The organism is Haloferax volcanii DS2 (assembly GCF_000025685.1).
Taxonomy (GTDB): Archaea; Halobacteriota; Halobacteria; order Halobacteriales; family Haloferacaceae; genus Haloferax; species Haloferax volcanii.
In genome coordinates, this window is the sequence record NC_013967.1 from 2,461,982 (window position 1) to 2,479,484 (window position 17,503).

The 17,503-nt window shown below is 68.8% G+C and carries 16 protein-coding genes; 12 read left to right on the forward strand and 4 right to left on the reverse strand.

Going from position 1 to position 17,503, the window contains the following annotated elements:
• The first annotated feature begins 34 nt into the window (after positions 1 to 34).
• Positions 35 to 763, forward strand: coding sequence for a nucleoside phosphorylase (locus tag HVO_RS17320; protein ID WP_004042710.1), 729 nt, complete (start codon positions 35 to 37; stop codon positions 761 to 763).
• A 9-nt stretch (positions 764 to 772) separates the two neighbouring features.
• Positions 773 to 2,197, forward strand: a complete 1,425-nt coding sequence (locus HVO_RS17325) for a universal stress protein (RefSeq protein ID WP_004042712.1) — start codon at positions 773 to 775, stop codon at positions 2,195 to 2,197.
• A 74-nt stretch (positions 2,198 to 2,271) separates the two neighbouring features.
• On the opposite strand, the gene HVO_RS17330 is transcribed toward HVO_RS17325, so the two are convergent.
• Positions 2,272 to 3,483 (reverse strand): NAD-binding protein, encoded by a 1,212-nt coding sequence (locus HVO_RS17330; RefSeq protein WP_004042714.1) that lies wholly within the window; start codon positions 3,481 to 3,483, stop codon positions 2,272 to 2,274.
• Positions 3,484 to 3,583: 100 nt separating this feature from the next.
• Here HVO_RS17330 and HVO_RS17335 point away from each other — a divergent pair, with 100 nt between their 5' ends.
• The 3 genes from HVO_RS17335 to samp1 are packed head-to-tail and all read left to right on the forward strand — an operon-like array spanning position 3,584 to position 6,587.
• Positions 3,584 to 4,795: a potassium channel family protein gene (locus HVO_RS17335; RefSeq protein ID WP_004042717.1), complete on the forward strand. Its 1,212-nt coding sequence runs from the start codon at positions 3,584 to 3,586 to the stop codon at positions 4,793 to 4,795.
• Entirely contained in the window at positions 4,795 to 6,300 is a 1,506-nt protein-coding gene (locus tag HVO_RS17340) for a cation:proton antiporter regulatory subunit (RefSeq protein WP_004042719.1), read from the forward strand. Before HVO_RS17335 ends, HVO_RS17340 begins: the two co-directional genes overlap by 1 nt.
• Before the next feature lie 23 nt (positions 6,301 to 6,323).
• Positions 6,324 to 6,587, forward strand: a complete 264-nt coding sequence (gene samp1 / locus HVO_RS17345; protein WP_004042720.1) for a ubiquitin-like modifier protein SAMP1 — start codon at positions 6,324 to 6,326, stop codon at positions 6,585 to 6,587.
• 254 nt (positions 6,588 to 6,841) lie between these two features.
• Here samp1 and HVO_RS17350 read toward each other — a convergent pair whose 3' ends face one another.
• Complete coding sequence (locus HVO_RS17350; protein WP_004042721.1) at positions 6,842 to 7,687, reverse strand: Rieske (2Fe-2S) protein; 846 nt, start codon at positions 7,685 to 7,687, stop codon at positions 6,842 to 6,844.
• 212 nt (positions 7,688 to 7,899) lie between these two features.
• Between HVO_RS17350 and ppc the strand changes: the two genes are divergently transcribed.
• A complete protein-coding gene (gene ppc / locus HVO_RS17355; RefSeq protein ID WP_004042722.1) occupies positions 7,900 to 10,593 on the forward strand; it encodes a phosphoenolpyruvate carboxylase in 2,694 nt (897 codons plus the stop codon).
• A gap of 75 nt (positions 10,594 to 10,668) precedes the next feature.
• Here ppc and HVO_RS21105 read toward each other — a convergent pair whose 3' ends face one another.
• Together HVO_RS21105 and HVO_RS17360 are read right to left on the reverse strand one after the other, a co-directional pair.
• Positions 10,669 to 10,836 (reverse strand): hypothetical protein, encoded by a 168-nt coding sequence (locus HVO_RS21105; protein WP_155821702.1) that lies wholly within the window; start codon positions 10,834 to 10,836, stop codon positions 10,669 to 10,671.
• Positions 10,837 to 11,010: 174 nt separating this feature from the next.
• A complete protein-coding gene (locus HVO_RS17360) occupies positions 11,011 to 11,811 on the reverse strand; it encodes an aldo/keto reductase (protein WP_004042726.1) in 801 nt (266 codons plus the stop codon).
• 87 nt (positions 11,812 to 11,898) lie between these two features.
• Between HVO_RS17360 and HVO_RS17365 the strand changes: the two genes are divergently transcribed.
• From HVO_RS17365 to HVO_RS17390, 6 genes are all read left to right on the forward strand, one after another.
• Positions 11,899 to 12,456 carry a sugar O-acetyltransferase gene (locus HVO_RS17365; RefSeq protein WP_004042728.1) on the forward strand — a complete coding sequence of 186 codons (558 nt, stop codon included), beginning with the start codon at positions 11,899 to 11,901 and terminating at the stop codon, positions 12,454 to 12,456.
• A gap of 179 nt (positions 12,457 to 12,635) precedes the next feature.
• Positions 12,636 to 14,285 (forward strand): glutamine hydrolyzing CTP synthase, encoded by a 1,650-nt coding sequence (pyrG, locus tag HVO_RS17370; RefSeq protein WP_004042731.1) that lies wholly within the window; start codon positions 12,636 to 12,638, stop codon positions 14,283 to 14,285.
• Entirely contained in the window at positions 14,285 to 15,202 is a 918-nt protein-coding gene (gene guaA / locus HVO_RS17375) for a glutamine-hydrolyzing GMP synthase (RefSeq protein ID WP_004042733.1), read from the forward strand. Before pyrG ends, guaA begins: the two co-directional genes overlap by 1 nt.
• Entirely contained in the window at positions 15,199 to 15,519 is a 321-nt protein-coding gene (locus HVO_RS17380; RefSeq protein ID WP_004042736.1) for a DUF7126 family protein, read from the forward strand. Before guaA ends, HVO_RS17380 begins: the two co-directional genes overlap by 4 nt.
• Before the next feature lie 124 nt (positions 15,520 to 15,643).
• Positions 15,644 to 16,378 (forward strand): DUF4397 domain-containing protein, encoded by a 735-nt coding sequence (locus tag HVO_RS17385; protein ID WP_004042738.1) that lies wholly within the window; start codon positions 15,644 to 15,646, stop codon positions 16,376 to 16,378.
• 118 nt (positions 16,379 to 16,496) lie between these two features.
• Positions 16,497 to 17,459 (forward strand): beta-ribofuranosylaminobenzene 5'-phosphate synthase family protein, encoded by a 963-nt coding sequence (locus HVO_RS17390; RefSeq protein WP_004042739.1) that lies wholly within the window; start codon positions 16,497 to 16,499, stop codon positions 17,457 to 17,459.
• Positions 17,460 to 17,503: the final 44 nt, after the last annotated feature.

Sequence of the window (17,503 nt, forward strand, 5' to 3'; positions counted from 1 at the left end):
GTCGTTTTTGCCCGCGACCCGAGTGGGTCGGTACATGGCGAAACAGCCCCACCTCCTCGTCGAAGAAGGCGACGTGAACGACATCGCGCTCATCCCGGGCGACCCCGGGCGCGTCGACCGCATCGCAAAGCAGTGCGAGAACGTCGAGGAAGTCGCGCAGAACCGCGAGTACAAGGTCGTCAACGCCGAGTACGAGGGCGTCCCGCTCACCATCTCCTCGACCGGCATCGGCTGTCCCTCGGCCGCCATCGCCATCGAGGAACTCGCCCGCGTCGGCGTGGAGACGTTCATCCGCGTCGGCACTATCGGCGCGCTGCAAGCGGACATCGAAGTCGGTGATATGATCGTCGCCACGGGCGCGGCCAAGGAGGAAGGTACCTCGAAGCGCTACGAGTCCGAGGTGTACCCGGCCGTCCCCGACTACGACGTGCTCACCTCGCTCGTCGACTCGGCCGAAGCCAACGACGAGGACGTCCACGTCGGCCCCATCGTCTCCGACGACGCGTTCTACAACGAGTCCGACGAGTACGTCGAAGACTGGAACGACGCCGGCCTGCTCGCCATCGAGATGGAGGCCGCGACGGTGTTCTCGCTCGCCCGCCGTCGGGGGCTCCGCGCCGGCGCTATCTGCACGGTCGACGGCAACCTCGTCGCCGGCACGCAGAAGGGAGCCGACTCGGACGAGGAACTCCCCGAGAAGGCGAAGAACAACGTCGAGCGCGCCATCTCCATCTCGCTCGACGCCGTTGCCGACCTCGCGTAGACGACAGCCGTGGACCCTCGCCATCTCGCGGCCCGCGCGGTCGCACGCGTCGGCGCGCTCCGCGACCGGATTCGCCGGGTAGAGCGGCTCGAGATGGTGGCGTTCGGCCGCTGGATAGAGAACACGAACAACCTGCTGCATCTCTCGATTCTCCTCATCATCCCCGTGCTCATCGCGGTGGTGACGCTCATCTCCAACTCGGTCAGCACGCTGTCGTTCCTGCTGTTCCCGCCGCTCGCGTCCGGGTCGTACACGCTGTTTTCCGACCCCGAGGGGCGGTACGCCTCGCCCGTGAAGTTCGTCGTCGCCCTCACGGTCGGCGCGCTCTGCGGCCTCGTCGCGGTCGGCTTCACCGGCTGGGCGTACGGCCCGACCGGGACCGCGCTCGTCCACCCGTCGGCGGCGGCGCTCGCCATCTTCCTCGCGGGCGCGACGACGTGGGCGTTAGACGTGGAAGCGCCGTCCGCGTTTTCGACGGCGCTCTTGACGCTCGTCACGGGCAACGTGAACCCCGAGGAGTACGTGGTGAGCATCTTCTTCGCCAGCGTCGTCATCGCCATCGCCTTTACCGTCTGGCGCGAGCAGTTCTACGAGCGCCGCGCGGAGTACCTCTACGGAACCGTCCGCGGCGACGACCACGTCCTCGTCCCGATGCGCGGCGAGACGGCGACCCAGACGGCCTTTTTCGCCGCCCGGCTCGCCGCCGCCCACAGCGCCGGGAAAGTCGTCCTCCTCGACGTGCTCCCGGCGACGCCGGCCGACGAGAGCGACGCGACCCCGGACACCACGGCCGACGGCGAACTCGACGCCGACGCCGACGCGTCGGTCGAGCGCCTCGAATCCTGCGCCCACAACCTACGGACCCAGTTGGGCGTCCCCGTGGAAATCGCCGTCGCGCGCGGCGACCCGCTGACGGCGACCACCGAGGCCGCGGCGAACACCAACTCCGACCTCGTGGTGACGCCCTACGAGGAGGACCGCGGCCTGCTTTCGGACTACATCCGCGGCCTGTTCGGCGGCTCGTACGACACCGTGGCGTTCCGCTCGACCGGCGAGACCTACCGCTGGCGGCGCGTTCTCGTCCTCGTCGCGCGCCCCGGCGACGCCGCCCACGCGATGATAGACTTCGCGACTCGCCTCGCCGGGAAGACGGGGAGCGTGAGCGTCACGACGTGCATCTCCTCGGAGGTCGAACGCCGGCCCGCGGAGTCGAAGCTCGCCAATCTGGTCGAGACGGCCGACGGGAACATCGAGACGCGGGTCGCCCGCTCGGAGGTGACGGCGTTTATCGCCTCCAATGCCGCCTCCTACGACCTCGTGGTGCTCGGCTCCAGCGGCGACCGCTCGCCCGCCTCGCGGTTCATCTCGCCGCCGACGTTCGAGCGCATCCGCGAGGTAGACTGCGACGTGGCGGTGTTCGACCGCGGGCACTGAGCGCCGAGAGAGAGCGACGCGGAGCAGCCGGCGTCGGAATCGGCTCGCGGTTGCGACCGGCGTCGCCGGGGTCGTCAGTTACGGTCGTCCGTTCCGGGGTCGTCTGCCTCGCCCGTTCCGTCTTCGGCCGGCTCGGTGGGCTGTTCGTCGAGCAGCCGTTCCTCGATGGTTTCGAGGCCGCTCCCGCCGACGGCCGACTCCGCGAGGAAGTGGCCGCCGAGCGCCGCGGGGCTGATGACGGTGTTGGCCCCGGCGCGGCGCAGTTTCCGCTCGTTTTCCCGCTGGGTCGCCGCCGCGACGATGTGCACGTCGGGGTTGAGCTGTCGCGCCGTGAGGATGGCCAGCGCGTCTTCGGCGTCGTTGTTCGTGGCGACGACGACCGAGCGGGCGGCGTCGACGCGGGTCCGCTGGAGCGCCTCCTCGTCGCTCGGGTCGTCGGTGACCACGTCGTAGCCGCGGTCGGTGAGGCGCTTGGCGCGCCCCTCGTCGGGCGTGACGATGACGACGCGGGCGCGGTCGCCGAGCTCTTCGAGAATCGGTTCGGTCAGTTCCCCGTAGCCGAGGACGAGGACGTGGTTCTCCAGGATGTCGAGTTGTGATTCGGTCATGCGTCCGAGTGCTTTGGTGAGTCGCGCTTCGATTGCGGGCGTGAGCAGGACACCGAGCGCCACGGCGAACGTCGCCACCGTGATGAGGAGCGCCGAGATGCCGAACAGCCTGGCGATGGCGGTCTGCGGGTAGATGTCGCCGTAGCCGACCGTGCTACCGGTGACGACGCCGAAATAAAACGCGTCGAACAGCGTGTCGATGCCGTTGAACTGCTCTCTGAGCGCCCACGCGCCGGCGGTCGTGTAGGTCTGTGCGCCCGCGATGGCGAGCAGCGCCGACAGCTGCGTCGCCGTCAGGTCGAGGTCGCGGTCGAACGCCCTGTGATTGAACACCAACAGCGCGAGGCTGATAAGCGAGAGCCCGACGAGCGGGGCCGCCCGCTCGGGCGACTGGATTAGCCCCTGCGCGGCGGTCACCGGGAGCATCACCGCGGTCGAGTACCACGCGGCGCGGTAGCGGCGGCGGAGCCCGAAGACGCTCGCGAGGAGCAGAAAGCCCGTCAGCGTCCCGGTGAAGCCGGCGGTGATGCGGACCGCGTCGGGGATGTAGGGTGCCAGCACGCCGCCGGCGACCGGGGAACTGATGTTGAGGATGCCGATGGCGACCGACAGGACGGCGGCGACGAACACCGTCCCGATGGTCGCGCGGGCACCGACCCACTCGCGTACCGAAGCCATGTCTCTCGCAGTTCTGGCGTCCGAGGCCAAAAGCGGTCGGGTATCAGCCCGTCACGGGTGCGTCGTCACGTCTTTATCGCGTCGGTGAGTGTACCGGCGCATGGCTTCACTCCCCGTCGAAGTCGTCTACGGGCTGTACTTCGGCGTCCTCACGGGCCTCGTCCCGGCCGCCGTCGCGTGGCTCCTCGGCTTCGGCTTCCGCTACGTCACCGGCGTCACCGTGCCGGGCCTCGCCGTCGTCGTCCTCAGCGTCGCCATCGCGGGCGCGAGCGGCGGCCTCATGGCGCTGGCCGACCCGACGATTACGCAGTCGGAGAGCCAGGTCAGGCTGACGGTCGCGCTGTTGGTCGTCCTGATGGGGTCGTTGTACGCCCACAACCGCGGCGACGCCTTCGCCAACGATATCCCGCGGAAGATGTCGCTGCGCAAGCTCACCGAGCGGTCGCTGTCGACCGACGTGGTCGAACTCGTCGGCGGCCGCGGGCAGGTCAGCGTCACCGTCACCGGCGAGGTCGGTGACATCGAGGGTTACCCGCCGGTTCCGCTCGACATCCGCACCGGCATCCGCAACGGCGAGTGGACGTTCCCCGCCGACATCCCGCTCGTGGAACTCGAATCGCGGTTCGCCGACCGCCTGCAAAACGAGTTCGACCTCGCAGCCGTCGAGGTCAGACTCGACGAGCGGGCCCGCGCCACCGTCACCGCCGCGGCCCCGGTCGGCGGCCTCTCGAAGCGCCTCCCGGCGGGTAAGCGCGCGGTGTCGGTGACGGCGCTCGTGCCGACGGGGCTCGCGCAGGGCGACGACGTGGTCGTCGTCACCGACGGCGGCACGGTCTCGGCGACCGTCGCCGGAGTCGACTCCGTCGCGGAGGTCCCGAGCGAACCCGACGACGATGACGACGACGCGGACGCCCCGAAGGCCGCGCCGCGCGCCCCCACGGCCGTCGGCGGCGAGGGTCGCGTCACGCTCGCGGTCGACCGGGGGCAGGTCGAACCGCTCCTCACGAGCGACGTGGAGCGGTTCGTCGTCACCTCCCGCGGCGTCCGTCGGGAGTTCGAACTCGTCTCACTGCTCCGCCGCGCCGGCAAGCGCTTCTCTCGGCTCTCGGTTCGGTCCGAGAGCCCGCTCGACGGCGTGACACTCGGCGAGGCGGGCGTCCGCGACGCCTACGGCGTGGCCGTCCTCGCGGTCCGGCACGGCGGAAACTGGACGATTGCGCCGCGAGGGGACCAAGCGGTCTCCGCCGGCGACACGCTCTACGCGGTCGGGTCGAGAACCGACCTGACCGGCTTCGAGGAGGCGGTGGCGTGATGTCGGCGCTGCTCTCCGCGTTCGCTTCGGCCGCCGGCGCGGGCACCGCCGTTTCGGTCGCGCCCGCCGCCGACCTGTTCGCGGCGGTCGGAGGCTCGCCGGCCGCCGCCGGACAGGTGTCGATTCCGCCGGCTGACGACTCGCTCGTCTTGCAGGCGCTCCGGCTCGTCGGCCTCGTCGTCGGCGCGTTCGTCGTTTCGGCGGTCGCCTCGCTGCTCTACCGCTGGTACACCCGCGAGATAATCCCGCGGGCGCTGGCGGTGCTGTTCGGCGGCGCGGTCGTCGCGCTCTACCTGAACACTATCGGCCTGTTCGGCGCGTTCACAACCGGCACCGAAACCGAGGTGTTTCAGCTGGACACCGTGGTTTTCAACGTCGCGTCGCTCGCCGGCGGGGCGCTCATCGCCCCGGTCGGCCGGGTCGCCGGCGACCGACTCGCGACCGACGTGTTCGCCGTCGCGGGCGCGAAGGAACTCGACGCCGACGTGAGCCGACTCGTCCGGACCGTCGGCCGCGTCACGTCGGTGACGCTCCCCGAGGACATCGCCGACATCGAGGGCTACGACCCGGTCGGGGAGACCGTCAAGACCCAGCTGAGCGGCAAGACGCTGCTGTTCCCCCGACGGCTCGGCGAGGCCGAACTCCGCGACCGACTCGCGACGCGCATCAAGGACGACCACGGCGTCGGCCACGTCGACGTGGAGTTCGAAGCCGGCGGGAGCGAGGTGTCGTACCTCGCGCTCGGCAGTCGCGCGGCCGGCCTCGGGCCGACGCTCGCGCCCGGCACCGTCGCGGTCGCGATTCGCGGCGACCCCGGCTCCGGCGCGGCCGCCGGCGACCCCGTACAGGTCTGGTCGGTTCCGAAGCCGGACGCGGCCGACGACGACCCGGCAGCCGACGCCATCGCGAGCGCGGCCGACGCGACCGAATCGCCCGACGCCGCCGACGTGACCGAGACGGCCGGCGGCGGCCCCGACCCCGGTTCGCTGTCGGACGGCGGCACCGACACCGACGCGCCGGCCGAACCGACCCGCGTCGCCTTCGGCGAACTCCGCGGCGTCGCCGACGACGTGGCGACCGTCGCCCTCGACGCGGAGGACGCCGACCGGCTGGCGAGCGGCGAGACCTACCGGCTCGTGACGCTCCCCGCGGACCCCCACGTGGACCGCGAGTTCGCGTCGCTCCTGCGGAACGCCGACGAGACGATGGCGGTCACGACCGTCGCACCCGATGCCGACCTCGACGGACTGACGGTGTCGGACGTGGACACCACGGTCGTCGCCATCCGGTCTTCGAACCGCCCGGTGGACGCGATTCCCGGCCGGGGACGCGAACTGGCGGCCGGCGACACGCTCTACGTCGTCGGCCGACCGGAGGTGCTCCGGAAGGTCGAACGCCGGGCGACGACCGACACGGGCCGCACCGACGGCGGCGACGACGACGGAGCCGACACCGGCGGGTCCGACGGCGAGGCCTCGCGGTCGTCCGGGGCGCAATCCTCATGAGCGCCGGGCGACGAGACGGGAGTATGGAGTGGAAGCTGTTCGCCGACCTCGCGGAAGTCGCCGGCTCGCGCACCGTTCGGGTCGACGTCGACGGCGACGCGACCGTCGGCGACGCGCTCGACGCCCTCGTCGGGGCGCATCCGGCGCTCGAATCGCGGGTGTTCGGTGACGACGGCGAACTGTACGACCACATCAACGTCCTCCGGAACGGCGAGGCGGCCGCGCTCGGCGAGGCGACCGCCGCCGGCGACGAACTCGCGCTGTTCCCGCCGGTCAGCGGCGGCTAGCGCGCGGTCGTCCCCCCGACGCGGCGACGGTCATCGGTTCTCGAAGCCTGACGGACGACCCGCGAGCGGCCGGTCCGTCAGTACGCGGGACGGGGGACGACGGCACGAGATGGAAGGGTGGGAGTAGAACAGCGGGACGGGAGAGAACTGGGTGAGATAGAACAGCGGGACGGGACGCGATAACGCGAGAGAGAACGGAACGGAGAGACGCGTCGCGGTCGGTCGCGAAGCGGGAAGGCGAGTTTCGGTCCGAGTTACTCGCTCGGGCGCGGCAGCGCCGTAAACAGCGTCTCGACGATGGAGAAGGGGTCGTAGACGGACTGGTGACACTGGCAGTAGACGCCGTCTTCGCCGCCGAACGTGGCGGAGCTGGCCGCCTGCTTGTAGCCGGGGACACAGCAGAAGTGCGTACACTTGTTGAGCCACGCGATGACGCCCTGGTCCGTCGAGGCGGCGAGCCACTCGTTGTCCTGTGCGGCCTCCTCGATGCGCGTCGAACGGAGCACCTGAATCGGCATCGTGTCCTCGGTGTCCTGCGAGCGCCACGTCCCGGTCGCGGGCATTCCGAGACCGGCCTGCCCGATGCCGTTGCCCCACGTCTCGTACTCGTCGAAGTCGTTGACGTTCAGGCGGTCGCCGGCGCTGTAGGTCTCGGACTGCCAGTCGTAGGCCCCGTTGTCGGAGCGGAAGTAGTTGTCCGACTCGAACGTCGGGTTCAGCCCGTCGTAGGTCTGGACGCCGCAGTACTGGAACCAGTCCTGCGAGTAGGTGACGCCGGTTCCCTGGTAGTCCTCGGTGATGGCGAGTTCGACTTCCACACCGTTCTGGGTGACGGTCTGAACCTCGGGCCAGACGCCTCTGATGTAGCCCTCGTCGTCGATTTCAATCGGAATCTGTGGCATACCGCGCGGTGCGGGACCGCCGGTGTTCTCGATGGCGTACGCCTGCGTCGGACCGCCACCGGACCCGGTGGACGACGTTGCGCTGTTGACGGCGGCCGCGCCTGTCGTTCCCACGCCCGCGAGCGCCGCTCCCCCGACGACGCCCTTGACGAACCGACGGCGACCCGAATCGGCGGGGTACTTGTCGCTATCGCTCATACATTCACCTTCGACCCAGCCAGTAAAAGCGTGACGAATCAACCGTGTTAGTGCGCCCGACGAACCGGCCGCCCGCGAGGGGGTGCGGCCGGCCGAGCGACCGAGTGAAAAACTGGACGAACTATTAGAAACGTTCGTTGAGGAATCGTCTCCGGGCAAATTTTCGGCGTTACTCGTGGCCTTTTAGAATGTGGTACTCGTATTCGAGTAGGATGCGATTGCACACCAGAGACGTGCGGCAAGACGTTCGCGAGCTGGGGGCACTGCTCGGTGACGTGCTCGAAGCGCAGACGTCGACGGCGTCGTTCGAGACGGTCGAAGAGCTTCGACAGGCGGCCATCTCCTACCGGAAGGGCGAGTCCGGGTCGCGCGAGCGGCTCTACGACGTGGTCGGCGACCTCGAACCGGAGCGCGAGAGCGTCGTCGCCCGCGCGTTCACGACCTACTTCGAACTCATCAACCTCGCCGAGGAGCGCGAGCGCGTTCGCGTCATCCGCGAGGCGTCCCAGGAGGGGACGCTCGAAGACGGCATCCTCGACACGCTCGACGCGCTGGACGACGAGGAGGTCGACGAGGAGCTTCTGGGACGGGTCCTCGAAGACGTGCTCATCGAGCCGACGTTCACGGCCCACCCGACCGAGGCCCGCCGGAAGACGGTGAAATCGAAGCTCCGCTCCATCGCCAACCGGCTGGAGACGCTCGACGAGCGCCGTCTCACCGACCTCGAACACGACCAGGAGTGGCGGCACGTCGTCGCCGAGGTGACGAGCCTCTGGCAAACCTCGCAGGTCCGCGACCGCCGCCCGGAGCCGACCGACGAGGCCCGAAACGTCCAGTGGTACCTCGAAAACACGCTGTTCGACGTGGTCGGCGAGGTGTACGAGGAACTCGAAGAGGAGCTCCGCGCCGAGTACCCCGGCCTCGACGTGCCGAAGCTGTTCGAGTTCCGGTCGTGGGCCGGCTCCGACCGCGACGGCAACCCCTTCGTCACGCCCGAGGTGACCGAAGACACGCTCGAACGCCAGCGAAGCGTCGCCCTGGAAAAGTACAGCGACTCGCTCAAACGTCTCTCCGGTGTGCTGAGTCAGGACGCGACGCGAATCGACCCCGGCCACGAGCTCGAACGCTCGCTGAAGGCCGACCGCGAACACCTCCCCGTCGTCGCCGAGGAGGCCGACGAGCGCTACCCCAACGAGCCGTACCGCCAGAAGCTCAAGCTGATGCGCGAGCGGCTCCGCCGCGCCGAGGACGTCCGCCCGAACGGCTACGCCGACGCGAGCGAACTCATGGCCGATCTCGAGGTCGTCGACGCCAGCCTCCGGCGGACCGGCGCGGAGCAGGTCGCGGACGTGTACGTCGAGCCCCTGATGCGACAGGTCGACACGTTCGGCTTCACCCTCGCCAGCCTCGACCTCCGCGACCACCAGGAGAACCACACCGAGGCCGTCCACGAGGCGCTGGCCCACGAGGGTCTCGACTACTACGGCAGTTCCGAACAGGAGCGCGTCGAACTCCTCACGGACGCGATTCTCCAGGAGGAGCCGGTCGTCGACCTCGAAGACCCCGGCGACGTGTCCGAGACGGCCGAGCGCGTCCTCCGCCGGTTCCGCAAGCTCGGCGAGTGGCAGCGCGAGTACGGCGTCGGCGCTATCGACACCTACTGCATCTCGATGACCGAAGAGCCGTCGCACGTCCTCGAAGTGCTGTTCCTCGCCGACCAAGCGGGCGTGGTCTCCCTGCCCGACCACTGCGGCATCGACGTGGTCCCGCTCCTCGAAACCGAGTCGGCGCTCAACGGCGCGCGCCGAATCATGGGCACGCTGTTCGAGAACGAGGCCTACGGGACGGCGCTCGCCGCCCGCAACGACGTCCAGGAGATCATGCTGGGCTACTCCGACTCCAACAAGGAAAACGGCTTCCTCGCGGCCAACTGGGACCTCTACAAGAACCAGCGCCGCCTCGCGGACATCTGCGACGACTTCGACGTGACGATGCGGCTGTTCCACGGCCGCGGCGGCTCCATCTCCCGCGGCGGCGGCCCGATGAACGAGGCCATGCTCGCGCTCCCGAACGAGACCGTCACGGGGCAGATTAAGTTCACCGAACAGGGCGAGGCCATCGCCGAGAAGTACGCCAACCCGCGCATCGCGGAGCGGAACCTCGAACAGATGCTCAACGCCCAGATTCGCGCCCGCCTGCAAGCGATTCGGACGCCCGAGGAGGAAGTCCCCGACCGCTGGGTCGACGCCATGGACACCATGGCGGCCGCCGCGCGCGCGGAGTACCGCGACCTCCTCGAATCCGACGGCTTCGTCTCCTACTTCGAGCAGGCGACGCCCATCACCGTCATCGAGGAACTCAACCTCGGCTCCCGGCCGGCCTCCCGGTCCGACGAACGGAGCGTCGAGGACCTGCGGGCCATCCCGTGGGTGTTCTCGTGGACCCAGTCGCGGTGTATCCTCCCCGGCTGGTACTCGCTGGCCGCCGGCGTCAACGCCTTCCTCGAAGACGGCGGTGATATGGACGACCTCCGCGAGATGTACGACGAGTGGGCGTTCTTCCGCAGCACGTTCGACAACGCCGCGATGGCGCTGGCGCGCACCGACCTCGAAATCGCCACGGAGTACGCGAACCTCGCCGACGAGGAGCTCCGCGAGGAGTTCTTCACCCGGCTCACCGAGGAATACGAGGACGCCGCGGACCTCATGCTCGACATCAGCGAGCGCAGCAGCCTCCTGAAGCGCGAGTGGCTCGAAGAGAGCCTCCGCCGCCGCAACCCCTACGTCGACCCGCTGAACCTGTTGCAGACCCACCTGCTGTCGCAGACCCACCGGACCGACGAGGAAGAACGGACCCTGCGGCTCACCGTCAAAGGCATCGCCGCCGGGATGAAGAACACGGGATAACGCGACCGCGACGCCGACGCCCTCGGCCACCCGCCGAGGTCGACGCCGTCACCGTCGCCGCGCCGCCGGGACCGACTAGGCCCGACGGAGGTCGTACGGGTTCGAACAGACCGGACAGGTCTGCCGCGCGACGCGATACTCGCTTTTCAACCGCTGTCTGACGCCGTCGAAGTCGGCGTCGCCCTCGTATCTCGATTCCACTTGCTGTCCGCAGTGTGGGCACACCACCACCACCGTTGCCATATTCGACGGTACGGGCGAGTCCATCATATATGTTCACCCTGTTTGTGTCAGGGTCGCACGGCCCGCTCTATCAGGGATTCGTCGGTGACGAAGACGACACACAGCGGGCCGTTCGCGGCGAAAAATGAGGGTTCTCAGCGTCACCGGTATCGGTCAGGGTTGAGTCGACTCAGGTCAGGCGTGGTTCCACGGCGCTTCCTCGAAGTCGACGATGCGGTGGGTCGAATCGAGGTCGTCGATGGCGGCCACGTCCTCGTCGTCGAGGTCGAGGTCGAGCGCGGCGAAGTTGTCGCGGATGTGTTCGGGCGAGGCGGCCTTCGGGATGGGCGTCGCGCCCTTCTCGATGAGCCACGCGAGGGCGACCTGCGCGGGCGAGGCGTCGTGCTTCCCGGCGATGTCGACGATGACCTCCTCGTCGGCGACCTGATTGCGCGCGATGGGCGAGTAGGCGACCAGCCGGTGGTCGTGTTCCTCGGCGAACGCGCGGAGTTCGTCCTGCTGGAGCAGCGGATGCATCTCGACCTGGTGGGCGAACACCGGGGCGTCGAGGCTCTCGATAGCCGTTTCGAGTTGGTCGGGTCGGAAGTTGCTCAGGCCGATGTTGGCGATGAGTCCGTCCTCGTAGAGTTCGTCGAGGGCCGCGAGCGTCTCGTCTTCGTCGTAGCTATCGAGCGGCCAGTGGACGTACAACAGGTCGATGGTCTCGACGCCGAGTTTCTCGGCGGACTCCCGTGCGGTCTCCAGTACGTCGTCGTAGCCGAGGTTGTCGGTGTCGAGTTTCGTCGCCACGAAGATGTCGTCGAGGTCAACGTCCGACTCGGCGAGACCCTCGCCGACGAACTCCTCGTTGTGGTACATCTGGGCCGTGTCGACGTGGCGGTAGCCAACGTCGAGGGCGGTCTTGACGGCCTCGACGCACTCGTCGCGGTCTTCGAGCTTGTACGTCCCGAAGCCGAGTCGCGGGAAGTCCTTCATGGGCGAACGATTGCGGGCGGGCGAGTCAAATCCTGCGGTTGCGGAAGTCGTGGACACACTTACCACCGGCCCGCCAGTGGTTGGGGTATGCCCTCCGAGAAGGAGAAGATGCTCGCGGGCGACTCGTACGACGCGAGCGACCCGGAACTCGTCGCGGAGCGAAAGCGCGCGCGGCGGCTCACGCGCCGGTTCAACGACACCGACGAGACCCGAATCGAGCGCCGCGAGGAGCTGATTCGGGAGCTGTTCGGGGCGGTCGGCGAGTCGTTCGAAATCGAGCCGCCGTTCCGCTGCGATTACGGCTACAACGTCCGCGTCGGCGAGGAGTTCTTCGCCAACTTCGACTGCGTCTTCCTCGACGTGTGTCCCATCACCATCGGAGACAACTGCCAACTCGGGCCGGGCGTCCACGTCTACACGGCGACCCACCCGGTCGACGCCGCGGAGCGAATCAAGGGCCCGGAGTCGGGCGAGCCGGTGACAATCGGTGACAACGCGTGGCTCGGCGGCCGCGCGGTCGTCAACCCCGGCGTCACCATCGGTGACGACGCGGTGGTCGCTTCGGGGGCCGTCGTCACAGATGATGTGCCCGATAGCGTCGTCGTCGGGGGGAACCCGGCGCGCGTCGTCAAGGAGTTGGACTGACGGGTCAAAGTGGAAAGCCGCGGCTAACCGTCAAGACGACCTCCCCCAGCACCAGACACTCACAGCATCTGATAGTTCGTTCCCCGTCCGGCGATTCTGGAGAATTTCGGCGTATGCGGTCGTCTGGCACACGGTGTTGGCTCCGAAATGGTTTTGAAGTACGCTCGCACACGGTCAGTATGCCGACGGACGAATACGACCCAGAGATGGGGCGCAAGTTCATTTTCGTAACCGGGGGTGTCATGTCCGGCCTCGGGAAGGGTATCACGGCCGCGAGCACCGGCCGACTCCTGAAGAACGCCGGGTTCGACGTCACCGCGGTCAAGATTGACCCGTACCTGAACGTCGACGCCGGGACCATGAACCCCTACGAACACGGGGAAGTGTACGTGTTGAAAGACGGCGCGGAAGTCGACCTCGACCTCGGGAACTACGAACGGTTCCTGGGTATCGACATGACCGCCGACCACAACATCACGACGGGCAAGACCTACCAGCACGTCATCCAGAAGGAGCGCGACGGCGACTACCTCGGGAAGACGGTCCAGATTATCCCGCACGTCACGGAGGACATCAAGCGCCGCATCCGCGAGGCTGCCGAGGGCACCGACGTGTGTATCGTCGAGGTCGGCGGCACCGTCGGTGACATCGAGTCGATGCCGTTCCTCGAATCGCTCCGCCAGTTCGCCTCCGAGGAGGAAGACGGCGACGTGCTTTTCACCCACGTCACGCTCGTCCCCTACTCGAAGAACGGCGAGCAGAAGACGAAGCCCACCCAGCACTCGGTCAAGGAGCTTCGGAGCATCGGCCTCCAGCCGGACATCCTCGTCGGTCGCGCCGACGACAAACTCGAACCGGCGACGAAGAGCAAAATCGCGCAGTTCTGCGACGTGCCGGACGCCGCGGTGTTCTCCAACCCCGACGTGCCGGACATCTACCACGTCCCGCTGATGGTCGAAGAGGAGGGCCTCGACGAGTACGTCATGGAGCGCCTCGGCATCGCCGACGAGGCGCTACCGAAGGCAGAGCGCGACAACCGCTGGCGCGAACTCGTCACGGCCGACCGAACCGGCTCGGTCGACATCGCGCTCGTCGGCAAGTACGCCCTCGAAGACGCCTACATGTCCATCCACGAGGCGCTCAAGCACGCGGGCATCGAGTGCGGCGTCGACGTGAACATCCTCTGGGTCGACTCCGACGAGATGCTCGACAAGCACGAAGAGCGCCTGAAGGACGCCGACGGCGTCGTCGTCCCCGGCGGCTTCGGCTCCCGCGGAACCGGCGGCAAAATCGAGGCCATCCGCTACGCCCGCGAGAACGACGTGCCCTTCCTCGGACTGTGTCTGGGCTTCCAGATGGCCGTCGTCGAGCAGGCCCGGAACGTCCTCGGCCACGAGGACGCACACTCGGCCGAACTCGACCCCGAGACGCCCTACCCGGTCATCGACCTCCTGCCGGAGCAGTACGAGGTCGACGAGATGGGCGGCACGATGCGCCTCGGCGCGCACGACACCGACATCGACGCCGGAACGCTCGCGGAGGCGGTGTACGGCGACACCTCCTGTACGGAGCGCCACCGCCACCGCTACGAAGTGAACCCCGAACTCATCGACGAACTCGAATCCGAGGGGCTTCGCTTCTCCGGCCGCGCCGAAAACCGCATGGAGATTCTCGAACTGACCGACCACCCGTTCTTCTTCGGGACGCAGTTCCACCCCGAGTTCCGCTCCCGACCCGACCGCGCGAGCCCGCCGTTCCTCGGCTTCCTCCGCGCGGTCCTCGGCGAACTCGACGCGCGCGAACTCGGCAACGAAGAGGTGACAGCATAATGGTAAACGTAGACGAATTCATCGAAGACGCGACCGCATCGATTCGCGACCAAATCGGCGACGAGCACGCCATCATCGCCCTCTCGGGCGGCGTGGACTCCTCGGTCGCCGCGACGCTCGCCTACGAGGCCGTCGGCGAGCAACTCACCCCGGTCTACGTCGACACCGGCCTGATGCGCAAAGGCGAGACCGAGCAGATTGCGGACACCTTCTCCTTCATGGAGAGCCTCCGCGTCGTCGACGCCCGGGACCGCTTTTTCGACGCCCTCGAAGGCGTCGTCGACCCCGAGGAAAAGCGCAAGGTCATCGGCGAGCAGTTCATCCGCGAGTTCGAGCGCGAGGCCAAAGAGACCGACGCCCAGTACCTCGTGCAGGGGACCATCTACCCCGACCGCATCGAGTCCGAGGGCAACATCAAGTCCCACCACAACGTCGGCGGCCTGCCGGACGTGGTGGACTTCGAGGGCATCGTCGAACCCGTCCGCGACCTCTACAAAGACGAGGTCCGCGAGGTCGCCCGCGCGCTCGGCCTCGAATCCATCATCGCCGAGCGGATGCCGTTCCCGGGGCCGGGGCTGGCGGTCCGCGTCCTCGGCGAAGTCACGCCCGAGAAGGTGCAGGTCGCCCGCGACGCGTGTCACGTCGTCGAAGACGAGACCGAAAAGCACGACCCGTGGCAGGCGTTCGCCGCCGTCATCGGCAAGGGCACCGGCGTCAAGGGTGACAACCGCGTCCACGGCTGGATTGTCTCCGTGCGCTCCGTGGAGTCGCGCGACGGCATGACCGCCCGCGCGCAGGAACTGCCATGGGACACCCTCCAGCGCATCCAGTCGCGCATCACCGGGACGAACGAGAACGTCGCCCGCGTCGTCTACGACGTGACCCACAAACCGCCGGCGACCATCGAGTACGAATGACGACGGCAGTCGTCGCGGGGGCGGACCCCGACGGACTCGGTGAAGCGCTCGAAGACGAGGGCGCGACGGTCGTCCGCGTCGCCGGCATCGCCTCCGCCGACTCCCTCAGCGAGGCCGGCATCGAGGACGCCGACCTGCTCGTGCTCACCGACATGGACGACGCGACGGCCATCGCGGTGGCCAAAGAGCAGAACCCCGACGTGCGCGTCGTGACCTACGCCTACGACACCCTTCCGGAGTTCGCCAAGGGACAGGCCGACCTCGCCATCGACCCGAACCTGCTCGCGGTCGACGTGGTCGCCGAAGAACTCGTCTGAGACGGTCTGGGATTCCTGACCGTCTCGGTGCGCAGACTTTCTTTCAAGATTCTAGTTGTGCAAATATTGATGCCATCGCGGTCCTTCATGATAATCGCAGATGTCGTCCCTCTCCCGACGAACGATGCTGAAGAGCCTCGGCGCGACCGGCCTCCTGCTCGCAGGCGGCGGGACGACCGCGGCGGCACGCTCCGGTGGCGTCGCCGCGGGTGATGCGCGGTTCCGAGTCGGCCACTTCTCGCCCGACGCGCCCCCCGTAGACGTGTACGTAAACGGCGACCCCTTCCCCGGCTTGCAGGGCGTCCCGTTCGGCGCGCTCTCCGACTACTTCACCGTCCCCGCGGGGACGTATCAGGTCGAGGTGACGCCCGCGGGCGACGCCTCGACGGTGGTCATCGACGCCGGGGTCACGTTCCGGCGCAACCGCGATTACACCGTCGCGGCGACGGACGTGCTCGACGCTATCACGCCCGTCGTGCTCACGGACACGAACCGCCCGGCACCGTACGGCAAGGCCAGCGTCCGCGTCGTGCACTTCTCGCCCGACGCGCCCGAGGTCGACATCGTCGTCAAAGACGGCCCGACGCTGTTCTCGGGACTGGCGTTCGGTGACGTTTCGCAGTACGAGACGGTGCCCGCCGGGACGTACGACCTCCAGGTCGTCCTGTCGTCGAACGGGGCGGTCGTGCTCGACCTCCCCGGGACGACGCTCCCCGGCGGCCGGACCATCTCGGTGTTCGCCATCGGGTTCGCCACCGGCGGGTCGCCCGGCTTCAGCGTTCTGCCCGTGGTGGACGCCGTCTCGCCCGCTCGCAAGCCCAAGCCACCGTCCGGCGGCGACGTCTGTCGCGTGGGCTGAGTCGATACCGGTCGCCGCCCGCCGCGAGAGTCGAAACCGGCCGACAGCGGCGGGTGACTCCGGCCCGCGTTGCCATGGTCGAAACCCCCTTTTGGCGTCCCCGCCGATAGCCGGTGACATGGTCCGGGTCTCGACCGGCGCGCGCATCCACTTCGGCTTCCTCAATCTGAGCCTCGCCCGCGACCGCCTCTACGGCGGCGTGGGCGTCGCGCTCGACGAGCCGCGGGTGGTCGTCGCCGCCGAGCCCGCGTCCGAGGTTCGGTGTCGGCATCCCGCCGCCCGCGAGTACGCCGAGCAGGCGGTCGAACTTCTCGGCGTCGAGGGCGTCGACGTATCGGTCGAGCGTACCCTGCCGCGACACGCCGGCCTCGGCAGCGGGACGCAGCTCGCGCTCGCGGTGTTGCGGTCGGTCGCGGCCGCCACCGACCGCGAGGCCGACGTACGCCGACTCGCCCCCGAGATGGGTCGCGGCGGGCGCTCCGGAGTCGGCGTCGCCACGTTCGAAGCCGGCGGGGCCGTCCTCGACGCGGGCCACCCGACCGCGCGCTTCACCACCGACAGACCGGAAGACGGCTCGTGGTCGGTGCCGACGGTCGCCGCCCGACACGAGGTGCCCGACCGCTGGCGGTTCCTGCTCGTCGTCCCCGACGCCGACCCCGGCCGCAACGGCGCGGCCGAGGAGTCGAGCATGCGCTCCGTCGTCGAGCGCGCGGACGCCCAGACCGGCGACCGAATCGCCGGCATCGTCACCCGGCGGCTCCTCCCGGCGCTCGCCGAGGGGTCCGCCGAGCGCTTCGGCGAGGCCGTCGAGTCCGTCGGCCGGCTCAACGGGACGTGGTACGCCGACGAGCAAGGCGGCGTCTACCGGCCGCCGGTCGGCGCGCTCGTCTCGTCGCTGTCGGAGTCGCCCGTCGTCTACGGCGCGGGCCAGTCGTCGTGGGGGCCGACCGTCTACGGCGTGACCGACGCCGACCACGTCGACGAGGCGGTCGAGGCGGGCCGCGCCGCGCTGTCCGACGCCGACATCGAGGGCACCGTCTCGGTCGCCCGCGGGCGGAACCGCGGCGCGAGCGTCGAGTGACGGGGCGGCGCGACAGGCGGCAGGGCGGCGGCATCCGGGTCGCG